Origin of the sequence: Halopseudomonas sp., from assembly GCF_047631575.1 — a bacterium.
In the GTDB taxonomy this organism is placed as follows: domain Bacteria; phylum Pseudomonadota; class Gammaproteobacteria; order Pseudomonadales; family Pseudomonadaceae; genus Halopseudomonas.
Genome location: NZ_JBLIAB010000003.1, coordinates 184941 through 202524, shown reverse-complemented (window position 1 = coordinate 202524; position 17584 = coordinate 184941). Strand labels below are relative to the sequence as shown.

14 protein-coding genes are annotated in these 17584 nt (G+C 57.0%); 4 read left to right on the top strand and 10 right to left on the bottom strand.

Annotated elements, in window-relative coordinates; genetic code table 11:
- Positions 1-22 precede the first annotated feature (22 nt).
- Positions 23-1118 (bottom strand): peptide chain release factor 2 gene (gene prfB, locus ACJAXR_RS07690; RefSeq protein WP_415057673.1). Its coding sequence is split into 2 segments (ribosomal slippage): positions 23-1045 and positions 1047-1118, totalling 1095 coding nucleotides; the frame shifts between segments, so codons are not numbered across the junction.
- 126 nt (positions 1119-1244) lie between these two features.
- The gene (locus ACJAXR_RS07685) at positions 1245-1655 is read right to left on the bottom strand and encodes a hypothetical protein (RefSeq protein ID WP_415057672.1); all 411 of its coding nucleotides are present in this window, start codon (positions 1653-1655) and stop codon (positions 1245-1247) included.
- A gap of 180 nt (positions 1656-1835) precedes the next feature.
- On the opposite strand from ACJAXR_RS07685, the gene ACJAXR_RS07680 reads away from it, so the two are divergent.
- Complete coding sequence (locus tag ACJAXR_RS07680; protein WP_415057671.1) at positions 1836-4244, top strand: xylulose 5-phosphate 3-epimerase; 2409 nt, start codon at positions 1836-1838, stop codon at positions 4242-4244.
- Between the two features lie 7 nt (positions 4245-4251).
- Here the strand turns inward: ACJAXR_RS07680 and ACJAXR_RS07675 are convergent, their stop codons facing one another.
- Genes ACJAXR_RS07675 through ACJAXR_RS07665 form a run of 3 tightly spaced genes read right to left on the bottom strand, consistent with a single transcriptional unit; the run spans position 4252 to position 8176 of the window.
- Complete coding sequence (locus ACJAXR_RS07675) at positions 4252-5850, bottom strand: GMC family oxidoreductase (protein WP_415057670.1); 1599 nt, start codon at positions 5848-5850, stop codon at positions 4252-4254.
- 60 nt (positions 5851-5910) lie between these two features.
- Entirely contained in the window at positions 5911-7629 is a 1719-nt protein-coding gene (gene recJ / locus ACJAXR_RS07670; RefSeq protein ID WP_415057669.1) for a single-stranded-DNA-specific exonuclease RecJ, read from the bottom strand.
- 7 nt (positions 7630-7636) lie between these two features.
- Positions 7637-8176, bottom strand: a complete 540-nt coding sequence (locus ACJAXR_RS07665; RefSeq protein ID WP_415057668.1) for a YaeQ family protein — start codon at positions 8174-8176, stop codon at positions 7637-7639.
- Positions 8177-8419: 243 nt separating this feature from the next.
- Here ACJAXR_RS07665 and ACJAXR_RS07660 point away from each other — a divergent pair, with 243 nt between their 5' ends.
- Both ACJAXR_RS07660 and ACJAXR_RS07655 read left to right on the top strand, forming a co-directional pair.
- The gene (locus tag ACJAXR_RS07660; RefSeq protein ID WP_415057667.1) at positions 8420-8716 is read left to right on the top strand and encodes a hypothetical protein; all 297 of its coding nucleotides are present in this window, start codon (positions 8420-8422) and stop codon (positions 8714-8716) included.
- Positions 8717-8871: 155 nt separating this feature from the next.
- Positions 8872-10068 (top strand): CaiB/BaiF CoA transferase family protein, encoded by a 1197-nt coding sequence (locus tag ACJAXR_RS07655; protein WP_415057666.1) that lies wholly within the window; start codon positions 8872-8874, stop codon positions 10066-10068.
- Positions 10069-10378: 310 nt separating this feature from the next.
- Here ACJAXR_RS07655 and ACJAXR_RS07650 read toward each other — a convergent pair whose 3' ends face one another.
- From ACJAXR_RS07650 to ACJAXR_RS07630, 5 genes are all read right to left on the bottom strand, one after another.
- Positions 10379-11584 (bottom strand): pyridoxal phosphate-dependent aminotransferase, encoded by a 1206-nt coding sequence (locus ACJAXR_RS07650; protein WP_415057665.1) that lies wholly within the window; start codon positions 11582-11584, stop codon positions 10379-10381.
- A gap of 13 nt (positions 11585-11597) precedes the next feature.
- Positions 11598-13007 (bottom strand): amidase, encoded by a 1410-nt coding sequence (locus ACJAXR_RS07645; RefSeq protein ID WP_415057664.1) that lies wholly within the window; start codon positions 13005-13007, stop codon positions 11598-11600.
- Between the two features lie 17 nt (positions 13008-13024).
- Positions 13025-13969: a D-2-hydroxyacid dehydrogenase gene (locus ACJAXR_RS07640; RefSeq protein WP_415057663.1), complete on the bottom strand. Its 945-nt coding sequence runs from the start codon at positions 13967-13969 to the stop codon at positions 13025-13027.
- Between the two features lie 88 nt (positions 13970-14057).
- Positions 14058-15194 carry an isocitrate/isopropylmalate dehydrogenase family protein gene (locus ACJAXR_RS07635; RefSeq protein WP_415057662.1) on the bottom strand — a complete coding sequence of 379 codons (1137 nt, stop codon included), beginning with the start codon at positions 15192-15194 and terminating at the stop codon, positions 14058-14060.
- A gap of 4 nt (positions 15195-15198) precedes the next feature.
- The gene (locus tag ACJAXR_RS07630; RefSeq protein ID WP_415057661.1) at positions 15199-16659 is read right to left on the bottom strand and encodes an NAD-dependent succinate-semialdehyde dehydrogenase; all 1461 of its coding nucleotides are present in this window, start codon (positions 16657-16659) and stop codon (positions 15199-15201) included.
- A gap of 180 nt (positions 16660-16839) precedes the next feature.
- Between ACJAXR_RS07630 and ACJAXR_RS07625 the strand changes: the two genes are divergently transcribed.
- The gene (locus tag ACJAXR_RS07625) at positions 16840-17556 is read left to right on the top strand and encodes a YebC/PmpR family DNA-binding transcriptional regulator (RefSeq protein WP_415057660.1); all 717 of its coding nucleotides are present in this window, start codon (positions 16840-16842) and stop codon (positions 17554-17556) included.
- The last annotated feature ends 28 nt before the right edge of the window (positions 17557-17584 follow it).

The window sequence follows — 17584 nt, the reverse complement described above, 5'->3', positions numbered from 1 at the left end:
TACGGGGCGCATTGCGGCGCTGTCAAAGCCCCTGCTTCAGGCTCGCCTCGATAAACTCGTCGAGATCGCCATCAAGCACCGCATTGCAGTTACTGTTCTCAATATTAGTGCGCAGATCCTTGATACGTGACTGATCCAGTACATAAGAGCGAATCTGATGTCCCCAACCAATATCAGATTTGCTGTCTTCCATCGCCTGGGCGGCGGCATTGCGCTTCATCATTTCCTGCTCGTATAGCTTGGCACGCAGCATCTTCATTGCGGTATCGCGGTTAGCGTGCTGAGAGCGCTGACTCTGGCAGCTCACTACCGTATTACTCGGCACGTGGGTAATACGCACAGCCGAGTCGGTGGTGTTAACGTGCTGACCGCCGGCGCCTTGGGACCGATAGGTATCCACGCGCAGATCGGACGGATTGATATCGATTTCAATGTCATCATCAATCTCCGGCGACACGAACACAGCGGAAAAAGAGGTATGCCGGCGATTGCCCGAGTCGTAAGGACTCTTACGTACCAGACGGTGCACACCAATTTCGGTACGCAGCCAACCAAAGACATACTCGCCTTTGATATAGACGGTAGCGCTCTTAATACCGGCTACTTCACCGGCGGACAATTCGACTATCTCGGTTTCAAAGCCCCGCTGATCTGCCCAGCGCAGGTACATGCGCAGAAGCATGTTGGCCCAGTCCTGCGCCTCTGTACCACCGGAGCCAGCCTGAATATCCAGGTAGCAATTATTGCTATCCATCTCGCCACTGAACATGCGCCGGAATTCAAGCTTTTCAAGACTGACTTGCAGGCGGGACAGCTCAGTGACGATGTCCGCAACAGCGGATTCATCCCCCTCTTCGGCAGCCATCTCCAGCAGCTCGGAGGCATCTGCCAGACCCGAGCTCATTTCATTCAAAGTTTCGACGATCTGCGCCAGCTGCGCACGCTCTTTGCCCAACGCTTGAGCGCGCTCGGGATCGTTCCATACGGAAGGGTCTTCGAGCTCACGTTCAACTTCAGTCAGACGATCATATTTATGATCGTAGTCAAAGATACCCCCGAATGGACTCGGAACGGCCACGCAGATCTTTGATGGTATTGAGAATTGGATTGATTTCCATGGTGACAAATCCCGTCAGGCAAAAGGCGCCATTATAGCTGAATTCAGGCATCACGTGCAGTACTGCCTAGCTCGCAGGCTGGCGCCGGCCGGGTCTTCCGGGAAGCCCCAACCGGACAGCGTTCATTCAGTGCGGCAGCACACGAATGAATACGATGGTTCCCAAGCCCCAGAACGCATTAAGAATAAACCCGATAATAAAACGACCTGGCAATTGCGCCACATCGAAACCATAACCCTTGAGCGGGAAGACCACGATCAGAGCGACCAGGGTTAACGCAATGCCACCGAACAGCGCCGCTTTCAACCAGATCAGGCTGTGCCCAATCCAGTCAAGCACGGCAACCATCACCAGCGCCCACAGACCACCCCAGAAACTCGCCGAGATGACCGAAGGTATACCCAGCGGAGCAGTCGGCTGCAACGAATAAGGCGAAAAAGGCACAATGCCGGCCGAGCTCAGTAGTCCCAATGCGGCCTGATGGAAGCACAGCACTGCCAGGAAACCGGCGACGAAAACAAATATCCAACGTTGCATGGTCACACCTCGTTTTTGTTAGGAAGCAAGACTATAGCAGGCTCGCAGTACTACGACACAAGTGGGCAAATGGCTGAAACCAATGTCATGCAAAGGGCCTTGACGCAGATCAGTAGCCTTTACTTCCTGACCCTCTAGACTAAAGCCATTAGGTTCTCCACCTGCAACGGAGTATTAACCGTGAGCCAGCTATTACCCGACCAGCAAACCCTCGACGATCATGCTGACCTGTGTCCTGCGTTCGCTCGTTGGCGTGCAGGTCATGGTGTCATCACGCATACACCCGACACTCAGGCGGCAGCGTATCGGCTAGCCAGGCAGCTGCTACAAGATGGCATGCAACCAACTCTGGAGAGCGTATACAACAAACTCATTGCTCTAGACCACCTGACAAGCGCCGGCATGTGGTTGGTGGTGCATATGACGTATGCCAAGCGTTGCGAGACTGACGGCACTCCGTTGGCGGCAGAAGACTTCAAGTCCCGACCCGAGGGACACACCGGCGGAGCTCTGAATATGGTGCCAGCCTATGCGGCTTATCTGGCACTCAACAGCCTGACCGGCACCACCCGCAGCTGGTTGATGGGCCAAGGGCACTGCGTGGCAGCAATCGACGCAATCAACGTATTGACCGGCAATCTGCATCCCGAACAGGCCAATCGTTATGCCGGTGATGCTGGGCTGAACCAGCTGTTGCGCGATTTCTACGGTTACGCGCAGATGCCCAATAGCCGGCCAGCAGCCCCGTTGGGCAGCCACGTCAACGCTCATACCGCGGGTGGAATTATTGAAGGCGGCTATCTCGGCTTCGCCGAACTGCAGTATGCGCACATGCCGCTACCCGGCGAAACACTGGTCGCCTTCCTGTCAGACGGCGCCGCGGAGGAACAGCGAGGTAGTGACTGGATCCCACGCTGGTGGCGAGCCGAGGACTGTGGCATGGCGCTGCCGGTGATTATTGCCAACGGCCGACGCATCGAGCAACGAACAGAGCTGGGCACCGAAAAAGGCCTGGATGCCTTCGCCAAGCATCTTCGCGCCTGCGGCTTCGATCCGATGCGCATCGATGGGCGCGACCCGGCAGCCATTGTCTGTGCCTTGAGCGAGATGGAGCGCCGGCTAGAGCGCCGCGTAGAGGAATATCAAGCGGGAATCCTGCATTATCCGCTGCCTATCCCCTACGTCATTGCCGAAACGGTCAAGGGATTCGGTTTTTACGGCGCGGGGGAAAATGCCGCACATAATCTCCCGTTACCCGGCAACCCCCGGTATGACCAGAGCGCACGTGATCTGTTTAATCATCACGCCAACCGGCTATGGGTGGCGCCCAAAGATCTGCAGCAGGCGCGCGAACAGCTCAACCAGCACAGTGCAGACCGACGACCGCGCGAACGCGACCACTCCCTGGCCCAGCGCAATCCTGCCGAGCCGGTCATCCCACCCTTTGAGTGGAGCCAGGACGCCATCTCGCCCATGTGCGCAGTGGATCGTTTTTTCATCTCGTTATGCAACGCCAATCCGAAGCTGCGTGCCCGTGTAGGCAATCCTGACGAGCTGACCAGCAATCGCCTGAGTGGCGTACTCAAAGCACTCAAGCACCGCGTGTTGGAGCCAGAAAGTGAATTAGAAGCAATAGATGGCAAGGTCATCACGGCGCTTAACGAAGAGGCCGTGGTCTCTGCCTGCCTGGCCAACAAGGGCGGTATTAATCTGGTGGCCAGCTATGAAGCCTTCTGCGTCAAAATGCTCGGGGCCGTTCGGCAAGAGGTCATCTTTGCTCGCCATCAAAAAGAAGTGGGCCGTCCCGCACAATGGCTCGGATTTCCGCTGATTGCCACCTCGCACACCTGGGAAAACGGCAAGAACGAGCAATCCCATCAGGACACCACTTTCTGCGAAAGCCTCCTTGGCGAAATGCACGACGTTATGCGGGTACTCTTTCCGGCTGATTACAACAGCACACTGGCGCTGCTACCGAGCGTGTATCAGTCACGCGGGCAGTTAAGCTGTATGGTAATCGCCAAAGGTGAATGCCCGGTCTGGATGAGTCCACAACAGGCGCACCAACTGGCCGACCAGGGCGCCATCGTGGTCAGCGCACATCAGGGTCAGGGCGAGCCTGTCATGCTTATCGCCACGGGCGCCTACCAACTGGGGGAAATGCTCCGTGCTGCCCTACGGCTCTCCGACCATGATCAAACCTGGCGGCTGGTCTACCTGCAGGAGCCAGGACGCTTCACCGCACCGCGCGATGACCATGAGGCCGCCTGCAGCGCCAGCCCGGAAGAGATCGACGCGTTATTCCCCGCAACTATTACCCGGCGCGTCATGCTGACCCACATGCGCCCGGAGGTCATGCGCGGACATCTGAGCGATCTGCTCCCGGACCCTGCCCGCAGCCGGGTACTGGGTTATATCAACCAGGGAGGAACTTTCGATCAGGCAGGCATGCTGTTCGCCAACCGCTGTACCTGGGCCCATGTACTGGCTGCCGTGGCGCAGGTCACTGACAACCAGCCGATACGCTGGCTGCAAGAACAGGAGCTCGCTGCCGTGAGCGGCATCGGCAATCCGACAGTATTGCGCTGATAGCGAATCAAGGGCAAAGCAGTGAAGCAAGCTTCTCGGCAATCATCAAGGTTGGCGAACAGGTATTACCGGAGGTAATAGTCGGCATGATTGAGGTATCCGCTACCCGTAAACCCTGGATGCCATGCACCCGCAGTTCGTGGTCCACCACCGCGTCGGGACCTTGTCCCATCGCGCAGGTACCAGCCGGATGGAATATCGTGGTACCGATCGCCGCTGCGGCATCCGCCAGCTCCTCGTCACTCTGTAAAGCAGGCCCCGGCAGGTATTCTTCTGGCCGATAACGGGCCAATGCCGGCGCTGCGGCTATACGCCGGGTTAACCGGATAGCCTCAGCGGCTACCTGCAGGTCGTCGGGGTGACTCAGGTAATTGGGCTGTATATGCGGTGCAACCGAAGGATCGGCACTGGCGATCTGTACCCGGCCCCGGCTTTTGGGCTGCAGATTACACACTGAGGCAGTGAAAGCCGCAAACGGATGCAGCGGCTCACCAAAGCGCTCCAGCGACAACGGCTGAACATGGTATTGCAGATTGGCCCTCGGCTGTTCTGGATCCGACCGGGCGAACGCACCCAGCTGGCTTGGCGCCATCGCCAGCGGTCCGCTGCGATCCCATGCATAGCGCAGCCCCATACCCGCCTTACCCCACCAGTTGGCCGCCATCTGGTTCAGTGTGGGCACACCCTGAACCTTGAAAATCAGGCGCAGTTGCAGATGATCCTGCAGATTCTCGCCCACGCCGGGCAATTCATGTTGCACCTCGATACCATGCGTCTCAAGCAACGCCCTTGGCCCGATACCCGAGCGCTGGAGTAGCGCCGGTGAGCCAATGGCTCCGGCGCACAGAATGACTTCGCGCTCAGCACGAACCTCTATCGTGCGGCCCTGCCAACCAATACGGACCCCGCGTGCATGCTTACCCTCAAGGATTATTGACTGGGCTTCGGCATGGGTCAGCACCGTGAGATTGGAGCGTTGACGTGCAGGCTTGAGGTAGGCCTTGGCCGCATTCCAGCGAACACCACGGCGCTGATTGACCTGGAAATAGCTACTGCCTGCATTATCACCGGTATTGAAATCCGCTACCGGCGGGATACCGTTCTCGTCTGCCGCTACACGAAAATCATCCAGCAGGGTCCAATGCAGGCGCTGGGTCTCAACTCGCCATTCGCCAGCATCGCCATGATGCTCGGTGGCCCCGCCGTAGTGATTCTCTGACTTGATGAACAGTGGCAACACATCTTTCCAGGCCCAACCGGGATTGCCAGCCGCCGCCCAGCCATCGTAATCGGCCGCCTGCCCACGCATATAGATCATGCCGTTGATCGAGGAGCTGCCACCCAGAACCCGACCCCGTGGATAACCCAACCGGCGTCCGCCCAGCCCAGGCTCAGCCTGAGTCTGGTAGCACCAGTCCGTCCGCGGATTACCGATACAAAACAGATAGCCAACCGGGATATGGATCCAGGGAAGATTGTCGCTGCCCCCCGCCTCAAGCAACAGGACCTGTGTTGTCAGATCAGCTGATAGCCGATTGGCCAGCAGACAGCCAGCCGGGCCAGCGCCGACGATGATGTAATCGTAATGGGAAGCAGGAGCGCGCATGGGTCACCCGTATTGTTATTGGTATAGATGGTGGCACAACAACTGAGGCCCGCAAAGACATCAGATGCGTTGCAAATGCCTGACCATAAGCTGCAGACTTTGGCGCCCGCGAAACTCGTTTATATCCAGCGTATATGCCAGCAAAACCCGTTTTACCTCAGGATTTGGCCATATCTGGGGATCAATATTGAACGCAATGGCATCCAGCACGTCGCTGCTGCCCGGCACCTGCAGGACCATCTTCAAATGGCGCTCGCCAACCAACCGCTGTTGGATCAGGGTAAACTCGCCGTGAAAGCCTGGCTCGGGAAAATGCTGGCCCCAAGGGCCTGCTTCACGCAGATCGGAGGCCATATCAAGATTGAACTCGCTCTGGGTCAGCTCGCCGTCGGATAACAGGCGACCGGTCAGATCCTCGGCGCTGAGCTGGCGGCGGACCTCATTGTCGAAGGCAATGCGAAAAGCCTCGAAGTTGGCCTCCGGCAAGGACAGCCCAGCGGCCATCGCGTGGCCACCAAACTTGCTGATCAATCCCGGTTGACGCGCTGCAACCGCATCCAGCGCGTCACGAATGTGCAAACCTGACACTGATCGCGCCGACCCTTTGAGATTGCCGTTTCCAGCATCGGCAAAAGCGATGACCGGACGGTGGTACTTGTCCTTGAGCCGCGACGCCAGGATGCCAATCACCCCTTGATGCCACTGCGCATCGAACAGGCAGAGACCGAATGGCAGATCGCTGTCCGCCAGATCCATCGCCTCAAGCGTCGTCAGCGCCTGCTGCTGCATATCCCGTTCGATCGACTTGCGGTCGCGGTTGAGGCTATCCAGTTCGCGCGCGATATCCAGCGCCAGGGGCTCATTATCGGTGAGCAGGCATTCGATACCCAGACTCATGTCATCCAGCCGGCCGGCTGCGTTAAGGCGCGGCCCGACTATAAAGCCCAGATCAGTAGACACCAGACGCTGCGCCGGACGACCGGCCACTTCCAGCAAAGCGCGAATCCCCGGCCGACAGCGACCCGCTCGGATACGCGCCAGCCCCTGATGCACCAAAATACGATTATTCGCATCCAGTGGCACCACATCGGCCACTGTGCCCAGTGCGACCAGGTCCAACAACTCGGCCAGATTGGGCTCCGGCCGCGTCGCGTTGAACCAACCCTGTTCGCGCAAGGCGGCCCGCAACGCCATCATCACATAGAAGATAACGCCGACACCGGCGATCGCCTTACTCGGAAACTCACAACCAGGCTGGCTCGGATTAACGATGGCGTCGGCAGCGGGTAACTGCTCAGCCGGCAAGTGATGATCCGTCACCACCACTTTAAGACCCGCAGCCTTGGCGGCAGCGACGCCTTCAATACTGGATATACCATTGTCCACTGTCACCAGCACCGCGGGGTGGCGGGTTAACGCCACCTCGACTATCTCCGGTGTTAGGCCATAACCGAACTCGAACCGATTGGGCACCAGATAATCAACCGGCCCAGCTCCCAGAGCGCGTAACCCGAGTACAGCAACACTGCTGGCAGTAGCGCCATCGGCATCGAAGTCACCGACTACCAGAATGGGTTGTTGCTTTTGCAGTGCTTCGACCAGAACGGCCACTGCTTCAGGCATACCCTTGAACAGCGTAAATGGCAGCAGGGCCTGTAAGCGTTTGTCCAGATCAGCCAGGGAGCTGACACCGCGGGCAGCATAGAGGCGGGTCAGTAACGGCGATAGATTGCCCAGCAATGGCAGATTTGCAGGCGTTGGGCGCGATTCAATGCGCATCAGGACTTCAACGCTCGGCCTGAAGCCAGTCGAGCGGTAACTCGACCTGCACATCAGCCGCGTTCACATATAGAACGCCATCGGTAATCATCAGGCCCCAATCAAGAGTGCGCGAAAGACTGTCGGCCAGCACATCTAGCGGCTCCTGCGGCAACGCGGCGATATGCAGATTCTTCAGACCGGCCAACGCCGGCAGCACCTTGGCCGACCAGGCACGGGCATTGCCATATACCAGCAAGGAGACACGCTCGGCCCGACGCGAGCACCAGATCAGGCGTTCGGCATCGGGCTGACCTACCTCAATCCAGTGCTCGATACGGTCATCCAGGCTTTTATGCCAGAGTGCAGGCTCGTCCACTTCAGACAAGCCTCGCCCGAAGGCAAGCCGCTCCTGATACCACAAGCCATAGGCCAGTACGCGGGAGATCATCCGCTGACCCGTTTCAGACGGATGTCGGGCAACGGTCATACGCAAATCTTCGTAGATACTGCGGTCTGTATCGGTCAGGCTCAGGTGAACCTTGTAGGGCGTTGCTTGCTGAGCCATGGGCATCTTATTCAACTAAAGTGGATAAGCAGTGTACCTTAGAAAGAAGCGCAAAAAATCGTCGTTCGAGTCCTTGAGCTATCATCACGATTGATCCTCCCTGTGTTGTTGCGCTGCAGCAGGGAATGACCATTTCGGCCTAAAGGGGATTCAATGCAGGAACCGCCATCAGTGCCGCGAGTCAAAATCTGTACATAACCGTTGATAATTACCTTTTAATTCAACGCAAACGAGCGAGCCCACATGTTAAAAAATCTGATTCCCCTGTCGAAAAAGCCGACTCACCACACAGTCGAACAGCTCATGTCTCTGAGCGGCGGAATGATGTTGCTGCGCAAGGGTATTACCCGCCCTGGAATAATCGGTGCAGTCAGCCTCGCGGCGGGCGCCTATACCCTCTACCGAGGCGTCAAAGCCTATAGAGACAGCCATGATACCGGCATAAATAGAACCATGCGGCCAGCTCTCACTGCTGACAAGCATGCAACAACCGAGCAGATCACCACACCTGCAACCCCGGTTAAAAGTCCTCTGGATTAATGTCTGAACAGGCACACACGGGTCGTCTTACCAAGGCGACCGCGCCAATTACTGCCTCTTGAGGACTGTCTGACTCGAAACAGAACTCACCGCTCTACCTGATGGGTATTTCATAGAATAGACTGATGCCCCACCCCGAGAATCAGGAAGCATCGATGAGTACTGCCCAGCCCCTCGCAGGTCTCAAGGTCGTCGAACTTGGCACCCTCATCGCAGGACCTTTCGCCGCTCGTATTTGCGCCGAATTCGGTGCCGAGGTGATCAAGGTCGAATCCCCCGATGGCGGTGACCCCCTACGTAAATGGCGCAAACTGTATGAAGGCACTTCCCTGTGGTGGTTTGTTCAAGCGCGCAACAAACAATCCCTGACCCTGAATCTAAAGCATCCGGACGCTGTGAACATTCTCAAAAAGCTACTCATGGATACCGACGTGCTGATCGAGAATTTCCGCCCCGGCACCCTGGAAAAATTGGGGTTGGGATGGGACGTTCTGCACGCGCTCAACCCGCGACTGGTCATGGTGCGCTTGTCCGGCTTCGGACAAACCGGGCCGATGAAGGATCAACCCGGTTTCGGAGCGATTGGCGAGTCGGTTGGCGGCTTGCGTTATATCACCGGCTTTGAAGATCGGCCGCCTGTACGCACCGGCATATCGATTGGCGATTCGATCGCTGCACTCTGGGGGGTAATTGGTGCACTGATGGCGCTTCGGCATAGAGACGTGGCGGGCGGTAAAGGCCAGGTAGTCGACGTAGCATTGTATGAAGCGGTGTTTGCCATGATGGAAAGCATGGTGCCAGAGTTTGATGTCATGGGCTTCGTGCGCGAACGCAGTGGCAATATCATGCCGGGTATCACGCCCTCCTCTATTCATACCTGCGCCGATGGCAAAGCTGTTCAGATCGGCGCCAATGGTGATGCAATTTTCAAGCGCCTTATGGTCGCAATCGATCGTTGCGACCTTGCCGAGGACCCGATGCTGAACGACAACGCCGGCCGTGACGCCCGTCGAGATGAACTCTATGCAGTAATCGATGCCTGGGTAGGATCCTTGGAACAATCGGTAGTACTTGGCACATTAGCGAAGGCTGAAGTTCCCGCAAGTCGGATTTATTCAGTGGCTGATATGTTCAGCGATCCACAGTTTCTGGCTCGAGATATGTTCGTTGAAGGCAACCTGCCTGACGGCAAGCCATTCAAGATGCCTGGCATAGTACCCAAACTGTCAGCAACCCCGGGAGAAACCAACTGGGTAGGGCCGCAATTGGGTGAACACACCGAAGCGATATTGACAGGACTAGGATACAGCGCGGATGCGATTGTTAAACTGCGCGCTGAGACGGCTATTTAAGCGGGCCGCAAGCGCGTCAGAACGTTCTAAGGTCACGACGCGCCGCAGTCGTCCTGCATCGCAAAGCTGATCTAATCCGCCGCGGGACTAACTTAACGAAAGCCGAGGAACGATAGAATAGCGAGAACAATAACAACGGCGCCAACTATATAAACGATATTATTCATTAGACCTACTCCTATGTGGGAAAGAACCGCACCCCGAGAGGGCTGCGGATCCATATTTGGACAACAAAATCATGGAAAGGTTGTTTCCCAATGTTATCCAGCCCCAAACAAGCCACAGAATCAGGTCTACCTCCGTGCTCAGATCAACTGAAATCCTGCTTTTTCATCCACGGGATAATCCGCTCGAATGCGCGCTCGATATTATCCAGCGAAGTCGAATAACTCAGCCTCAAGGCATTACTGCAACTATTACCAAAGGTCTCACCCGGAATTGTGCACACGCCCGTTTCCTTCAATAAACGCAGCGCTACGTTGGTGCCATTGACCCCTTCAGGCAGTGAAGGAAAAAGATAAAACGCACCCTCTGGCTTGTAGCCAGTGAGATGGGGCGTCTGCTCGACCAGCTCGACCAGACGATCCCGGCGCCGAGTGTATTCGGCCAGCATGCTGTCAATGAACTGGTTACCGCCATGCAACGCAGCGACGCCTGCCCATTGGCACGGCGTATTGGCCACTGTAGTAGTAAACATGTGGTAGCGGCGCAGGCGCTTGATAGCACCCTGACTGGCGATGATCCAGCCAATACGCATGCCCGCCATGCTGTAAGTCTTGGAAAAACTGCTGACAACCATCACATTATCTAGATCGGTGACATTGCTGAGCACCGAGGGATACTCTTTGCCATCATAGATCAGGTGATCGTATACCTCATCGCTGATGACCTGAATGCCTCGGTAGGCCGCTTCTTGCAAGATAGCTTCCAGCGTCTCCTTCGGGTACACGGTGCCAGTGGGGTTGCTTGGTGAATTGAGAACGATGGCATAGGTATTCGGCTGGATCGCGTCGATTACCTCTTGCGGATCCAGTTGATGATTTTTCTCCGCATGTGTCGCTATCTCAGTCACTTCACCGCCATTCATCCGCAGCAAGGGCGCGTAAAGCATAAAAGCCGGATCCGGCACAATGAAGTGTCGGCCCGGCGCTGAGACGGCGGTCAAAGCCAAATAAAGCGCTTCGGTAGCGCCGGTTGTGATCATTATATTGTCCGGCGACAGCGGACGTTGATATCGGTTGCTGTAATACGCCGCAAGCGAATCAAGCAATTCCGGCAAGCCAGCATCCATGGTGTATCCGGTCTGACCGGCCCGCAGGGCTTCGACCGCCGCATTGACGACGTTCTCAGGCGCGGGCAGGTCAGGCTGGCCAATCGACAGATGGATGACGTCCTCCATGCTCGCCGCCATGTTGACCATCTTGCGAATGCCCGGTACCGGGATAGCCATCATCGCCGGGTTCCAGATAGGATCTTCGGATTCGTACAGGTCGATATCCAGCGTGTTCAGTGGCATAGCGGATACTCTCTCAGGAATTGAATAGGTCGGGGCGTCGATCCGTCAGTGGCGCTGCCTTTTGATAGGCATGACCGGCCTGGAGCACCAACGCATCATTGAAGCGCGCACCAACCAGCTGCAGACTGATCGGCATCCCGGACTTATCGAAGCCGCAGGGGACTGACAACCCAGGCTGTCCGGTCATGTTGAATGGGTAAGTAAAGGGCGTCCAGGTCGGCCAGCGCGTGCTCGGCCAGTCCCGCGGTACCTCTCGGCCGGTGTCGAAAGCCGTGATCGGCAAGCTCGGCGTCAATAGCAAATCATACTTGCGGTGGAAGTTGGCCATGCGTTCGCGCAACGCCATGGATTCGTTCACCGCGCCCATGTAATCGAGCATACTCAAACGTGCCGCTTTCTCAGCCACCTTGACCAGCTCCGGATCCATCCGCTCGCGCTTCTTCGCACCCAGATCGCGCATTGCGTTCGCGGCACCGCCATAGAAAAGATGACCGAAAGCCGCCAGAGGATCGCTGAACCCCGGATCGACCCGCACCACTTCGGCACCCAGCTCTTCAAACAGTTTTGCCGCCTGGGCAACCGAGGCCTCGACCTCCGGGTCAACATCGACGTAGCCCAGATTCGGGCTGTAGGCAATTTTCAGTCCTTTGACGCCCTTGTTCAGATTGGCCAGATAATCAATATTGCGTCGCGGAACGGCATTGGTATCGCGATGATCAGCTTCGCAAAGCACATTCATCATCAGCGCGGCGTCCTCGACCGTCCAGGTCATCGGTCCAGCATGGGCAAGCGTGCCGAACGGGCTAGCCGGCCAATGGGGTACTTCGCCAAAGGAGGGCTTGAGTCCGACTATGCCGCAAAACCCGGCCGGGATACGGATAGATCCACCGGCATCCGTGCCCAAAGCCAACGGTGCCATACCCAGCGCAACAGCAACACCGCTGCCACCGCTCGAACCACCTGCCGTCTTTTTTGGATTCCAGGGATTGTTGGTCACCCCGTCCACCGGGTTGTCAGTAACCCCTTTCCAGCCAAACTCAGGCGTAGTGGTCTTGCCAATGGGCACGTAACCGTGGCGAGCGAGCGCGGCAGTCGCCGGCGCAGATTTGTTCAGCGTACTTTTTGGATCAACCGTATACGACCCCTTGATAGTCGGCCACATAGGTGTGAGGAACACGTCTTTTACCGCTACAGGTACACCATCGACCAGTCCCTGAGCCTCACCTTTCTGATACCGCTGCTCTGATTCACGCGCTAGCCCCAGAGACGTTTCCCGGTCCACCAGACAGAAGCCATTGGTATGGCTATCCAGGCGCTCGATCTGGACCAGCATCGCCTCCGCCACCTCCACCGGTGACAGGGTTTTGTCTCGATACTGCTGTAGCAGCTCGACAGCGGTCATGCGCAAAATCTCGTTGGACATATGCTTCTCCTGTCTGGTCAGCCTTTCTTGACTTGATTGAACAACGCTTTACCTTGAATCCAGCCATGGTAATTAGCCACGAACTGCTCCCCCAATGCCTGCTTCCATCCTTTGAAATCACCTGCCATATGCGCCGAGATCATGACGTTCGGCTCCTCCCAGAGCGGATGATCCGGTGAAAGTGGCTCCTCTTCGAACACATCCAGCGCTGCACCAGCAATTTCACCACCACGCAGCGCCGCCAACAGATCATCAGCGCGAACGATCGGGCCGCGACCCACGTTAATCAGCCGAGCACCCGGCTTCATCACCGCAAACGCGCGCTGATCAAACAAGCCTTCGGTATCAGGAGTAAGAGGCGCGGTAATGACGACGTAATCCGATTCGGCAAGACACTCGAACAGTCGGTCATTACCCAGCACCTGCTCGAAACGCTCATCCTCTCGCGGCGCACGAGCAATACCCGTGACTCGCATACCCACCGCGCGCAGAAGACATGCCACCTCACCGCCAATTGAACCGGCACCCACAATCAAAGCACGAGTGCCCCGGGCCATTTCGGTGTCGCGGTGTTGCCATTGCTGGCGACGCTGCAGGGCCAGATTGCCGAGCGTGTCCTTGGCGAACAACAACACAGCACCAAGCACGTATTCGGCGATGCCCCGGTCGAATAATCCCCGGGCGTTGGTGATCGCAATCGCACTATCAACCAGCGCCGGAAACATCAAGGCATCGACCCCGGCGCTGGTGGCATGGACCCAACGCAGCTTCGGATTAACCGGCCAACAGCGCTCCAGCAAACCGGTACGAAAGTCCGTTACAACCAGCACGTCAGCTTCCGGTAACAGCTTGCGCAGTTGTACTTCGTCGCTAACGGTTTCAACCCGGACATCCTCGGGCAGCCCACTCAGACCAGGGAGTTGCTCTTCGCCAGCGGCGACCAGTACCAGTACGAAAGTCATGACAGTCAGCTCCAACTATGACGGCGAATCCCAAGGACCCGCTAGTGATGGCGAGCGGCAGATCCCGCATGCCGCTCGCCAAAGAACGCTACAGCAAGTGCGCAATGATGCCGGTCGTGACGTCCTCACAGCTGCGCAACTGTGCGCCGCTCTCAACCAGGTCCAGTGCAACCGCCTGACGCAAGCGCTCGGCGGAAGCTGCAAAACCGAGCCATTCAAGCATCATTGCCGAAGTCAGCAACATGGCTGCCGGGTTAGCCTTGCCCTGGCCAGCAATATCGGGAGCGCTGCCGTGGGTCGGTTCGAACAATGCTGGCATCTGCGCACTGTCCGGATTGATATTGCATGACGGCGCCAGCCCCAACCCGCCGGACAGAACCGCAGCCAGATCTGTGAGGATGTCACCGTGCAAGTTGCTCGCCACCACGACATCAAATTCCCATGGGCATTGCACGAACTTCATGCAGGCGGCATCCACCAGTTGGTGGGTGATGCCGATTTCTGGAAACTCCTGGCATACCTCGGCAAAGACCTCGGTATACAGTTCGCCCCAGGCGGGCTGCGCATTTCGCTTGGTGATCAGGCATACCTGGGCTGGAGCATGGCCTTTTTCAGCGCAAAAATAACGTCGGTCCTGACCACGACTGTTAAGCCTTTCGCGCGCCCGGATAAACGCGTGCCGGATCAACCGCTCTGTGCCGCGACGGGTAAATATTTCCAGCTGAGTTGCTACTTCATGGGGCGTACCTTGCTGCAGACGTCCACCTTGGTTCACATACTCGCCTTCGCTGTTTTCACGAATCACCAGCATGTCGACCTGTTCTGCCCGCGGGTCGGCTAAATAGCGTTGCGCACCAGGTAACAAACGCGCAGGACGTTCACAGGCCCACAGGTCCAAGCCCTTGCGGAAGGTCAGCAAGGGCGCTAACGACACGCCATCGGGCAGGCGGTACCGACCAGAGTCAGTGATAGGTCCAGGATCACCCAACGCACCCAGCAATAAGGCATCGTATTCACAGACGCGCTGCAGAGCATCATCCGGCATCATTTGCCCATGCTCTTGGTGCCAGGCCGTGCTGGGCCATTCCAAAGAATCCCAGCTCAACGGCAGCGCATCCTGCTCGCGCAGTTTTTCAAGCACCCGAACAGCTTGCGTCATGACCTCGACACCAATTCCGTCGCCCGGCATCATCGCAATGCGGACCGATTTCTGACTCGCGCTCATAACTTCACTCCGGGCCCATGCACAGGTATTTCAGCTCGGTGTATTCATCCAGGCCGTGGCGCGAACCCTCCCGCCCCAGTCCGGATGCCTTGACCCCACCAAATGGCGCAGCCGCATTGGAAACCGCCCCTTCATTGACGCCGATAATGCCAGCCTCCAGCAGATCAGCTACCCGCCAGACGCGATGAATATTGGTGCTGTAGAAATAAGCCGCCAGACCATAGGGCGTATCGTTGGCAATTTGCAGCGCCTGTTCTTCGGTATCGAACTTCATCACTGCCGCCAGTGGTCCGAAAGTCTCGTCCGCGCACAGCTCCATATCGGGCGTCACATCAGTGATCAGAACCGGATGAACATAGTTGCCGTTGTCGGCCTCCGGTTTGGGTCCGGCCACATGGGTCGCACCCTTGGCCAGCGCGTCTTCGTAGTGGCGTTTGACCTTTTGCACCGCGTCGTGGTTGATCAACGCTGACTGGGTAACACCCTCTTCGAAACCATCACCGACCTTGAGCTTGCCCATTGCGTCGGCAAGGCGCGAAACAAATTCGTCATGCACGCCTTTTTGCACCAGAAAACGGTTGGCACAGATACATGTCTGTCCCGTATTACGGAACTTGCTGACCATCGCACCTTCGACTGCTCGATCGAGATCTGCGTCATCAAATACGATAAAGGGCGCGTTGCCGCCCAGCTCCAGCGAGACCTTTTGCACATGTTCAGCACATTGCGCCATCAGCTTGCTCCCCACCGAAGTGGACCCCGTAAAGCTCAACTTGCGCACCACAGGGCTACCTGTGAACACCTTGCCAATCATGCTCGACTTACCGGTAACCACGTTGAACACACCCGGAGGTATGCCCGCCTCGTGTGCCAGCTCGGCTAATGCCAACGCAGTGTAGGGCGTCGCTTCGGCTGGCTTGACGATCATTGAGCAGCCTGCCGCGAGCGCAGCACCCGCTTTGCGGGTGATCATTGCGGCAGGGAAGTTCCAGGGTGTAATGGCCGCTGTCACCCCGATCGGCAAGCGGGTAACCACTATGTGCTGGCCTGGCTTGGCTCCTGGGATGGTTTCACCGTAAACGCGACGCGCCTCTTCAGCGAACCAGCGGATAAAGGAGGCCGCATAACCGACCTCCCCGCGAGATTCCTCCAGCGGCTTACCCTGCTCCAGGGTCATTAGCGTGGCAATGTCTTCCGTGTGCTCCAAGATCAGGTCATTCCAGCGCATCAACAGATCCGCGCGCTCCTGAGCTGTTTTTTTGCGCCAGGTCTGAAAGCCAGTCTCGGCAAGATCAATGGCCTCATTGATTTCAGTGGCACTCAGCGACGGAATGGTGCCGAGCACTTCGCCGGTTGCGGGGTTGTCAACATTGACAGTCGATCCGTCAGCGGCATCCAGCCAACGCCCACCGACGTAGCATTGCTGGCGGAACAGTCGTTTCGAATTCAATCGGGAAAGGGACATTTTTCCTCCTTTAATCTTCTGGCGGTATCCAGACAGCTATGGTTTCAAGGTAGGCCCCTTTATCCCGGGACGCAATGCAACAATCCCCGACGTCGCGTCCGGGTCTGAAAATCGCTCGTAGCTCTGACCCTGATCTGCAGGTAAAATCGCCGTTTTGAAGACAACCAACGGGGCAATTCAATGGGCCGTGCTTACCAGAACCGTAAAGAATCGATGGCCAAGACGGCCGACGCTAAAACTAAGGTCTACAGCAAATACGCTCGGGAGATTTATGTCACTGCCAAATCCGGCGGCGTCGATCCCACGGGCAATCTGACGCTACGCGGGCTGATCGAGCGCGCCAAAAAGGATCAAGTGCCCGGTCACGTGATCGATAAGGCGATCGACAAGGCCAAGGGTGGTGGGGGTGAAGACTTCTCGGTTGCACGCTACGAGGGTTTTGGACCAGGCAATTGCATCGTCATCGTCGACTGCCTGACCGACAACGCCAACCGCACCATCTCCGACGTGCGTAACTGCTTCACTAAAACCAAAAGCAAGATGGGGACACCGGGCAGTGTCAGCCACATGTTCGATCATTGCGCTATTTTGTCGTTTGCATCCGACGATGAGGAAATCGTTCTGGAAACACTGATGATGGCTGACGTCGATGTGTCAGATATCGAGAATGAAGACGGCATGATCACTGTTTTCGCCGCCAATACCGATTATGGCAAAGCGAAACAGGCGCTGGCAGAACATTTTGGCGAAATTGATTTTGCGGTCGACGAGATTCAGTTTCTCCCGCAAACATCGGTAACCCTGGAGGGCGATGACGTGGCAATGTTTGAAAAATTCGTCGATATGCTCAACGAACTTGAAGACGTGCAGAACATTTACCACAACGCGGAGGTCTAAGCGTTTTCAGTCAAGTTCATAGAGGAAG

Coding starts and splice junctions, on each gene's coding strand:
- ACJAXR_RS07635 (WP_415057662.1), bottom strand. CDS start 15,194: ATGAGCGCGAGTCAGAAATCGGTCCGCATTGCGATGATGCCGGGCGAC.
- ACJAXR_RS07640 (WP_415057663.1), bottom strand. CDS start 13,969: ATGACTTTCGTACTGGTACTGGTCGCCGCTGGCGAAGAGCAACTCCCT.
- ACJAXR_RS07625 (WP_415057660.1), top strand. CDS start 16,840: ATGGGCCGTGCTTACCAGAACCGTAAAGAATCGATGGCCAAGACGGCC.
- ACJAXR_RS07630 (WP_415057661.1), bottom strand. CDS start 16,659: ATGTCCCTTTCCCGATTGAATTCGAAACGACTGTTCCGCCAGCAATGC.
- ACJAXR_RS07650 (WP_415057665.1), bottom strand. CDS start 11,584: ATGCCACTGAACACGCTGGATATCGACCTGTACGAATCCGAAGATCCT.
- ACJAXR_RS07685 (WP_415057672.1), bottom strand. CDS start 1,655: ATGCAACGTTGGATATTTGTTTTCGTCGCCGGTTTCCTGGCAGTGCTG.
- ACJAXR_RS07660 (WP_415057667.1), top strand. CDS start 8,420: ATGTTAAAAAATCTGATTCCCCTGTCGAAAAAGCCGACTCACCACACA.
- ACJAXR_RS07655 (WP_415057666.1), top strand. CDS start 8,872: ATGAGTACTGCCCAGCCCCTCGCAGGTCTCAAGGTCGTCGAACTTGGC.
- ACJAXR_RS07675 (WP_415057670.1), bottom strand. CDS start 5,850: ATGCGCGCTCCTGCTTCCCATTACGATTACATCATCGTCGGCGCTGGC.
- ACJAXR_RS07645 (WP_415057664.1), bottom strand. CDS start 13,007: ATGTCCAACGAGATTTTGCGCATGACCGCTGTCGAGCTGCTACAGCAG.
- ACJAXR_RS07665 (WP_415057668.1), bottom strand. CDS start 8,176: ATGGCTCAGCAAGCAACGCCCTACAAGGTTCACCTGAGCCTGACCGAT.
- recJ (WP_415057669.1), bottom strand. CDS start 7,629: ATGCGCATTGAATCGCGCCCAACGCCTGCAAATCTGCCATTGCTGGGC.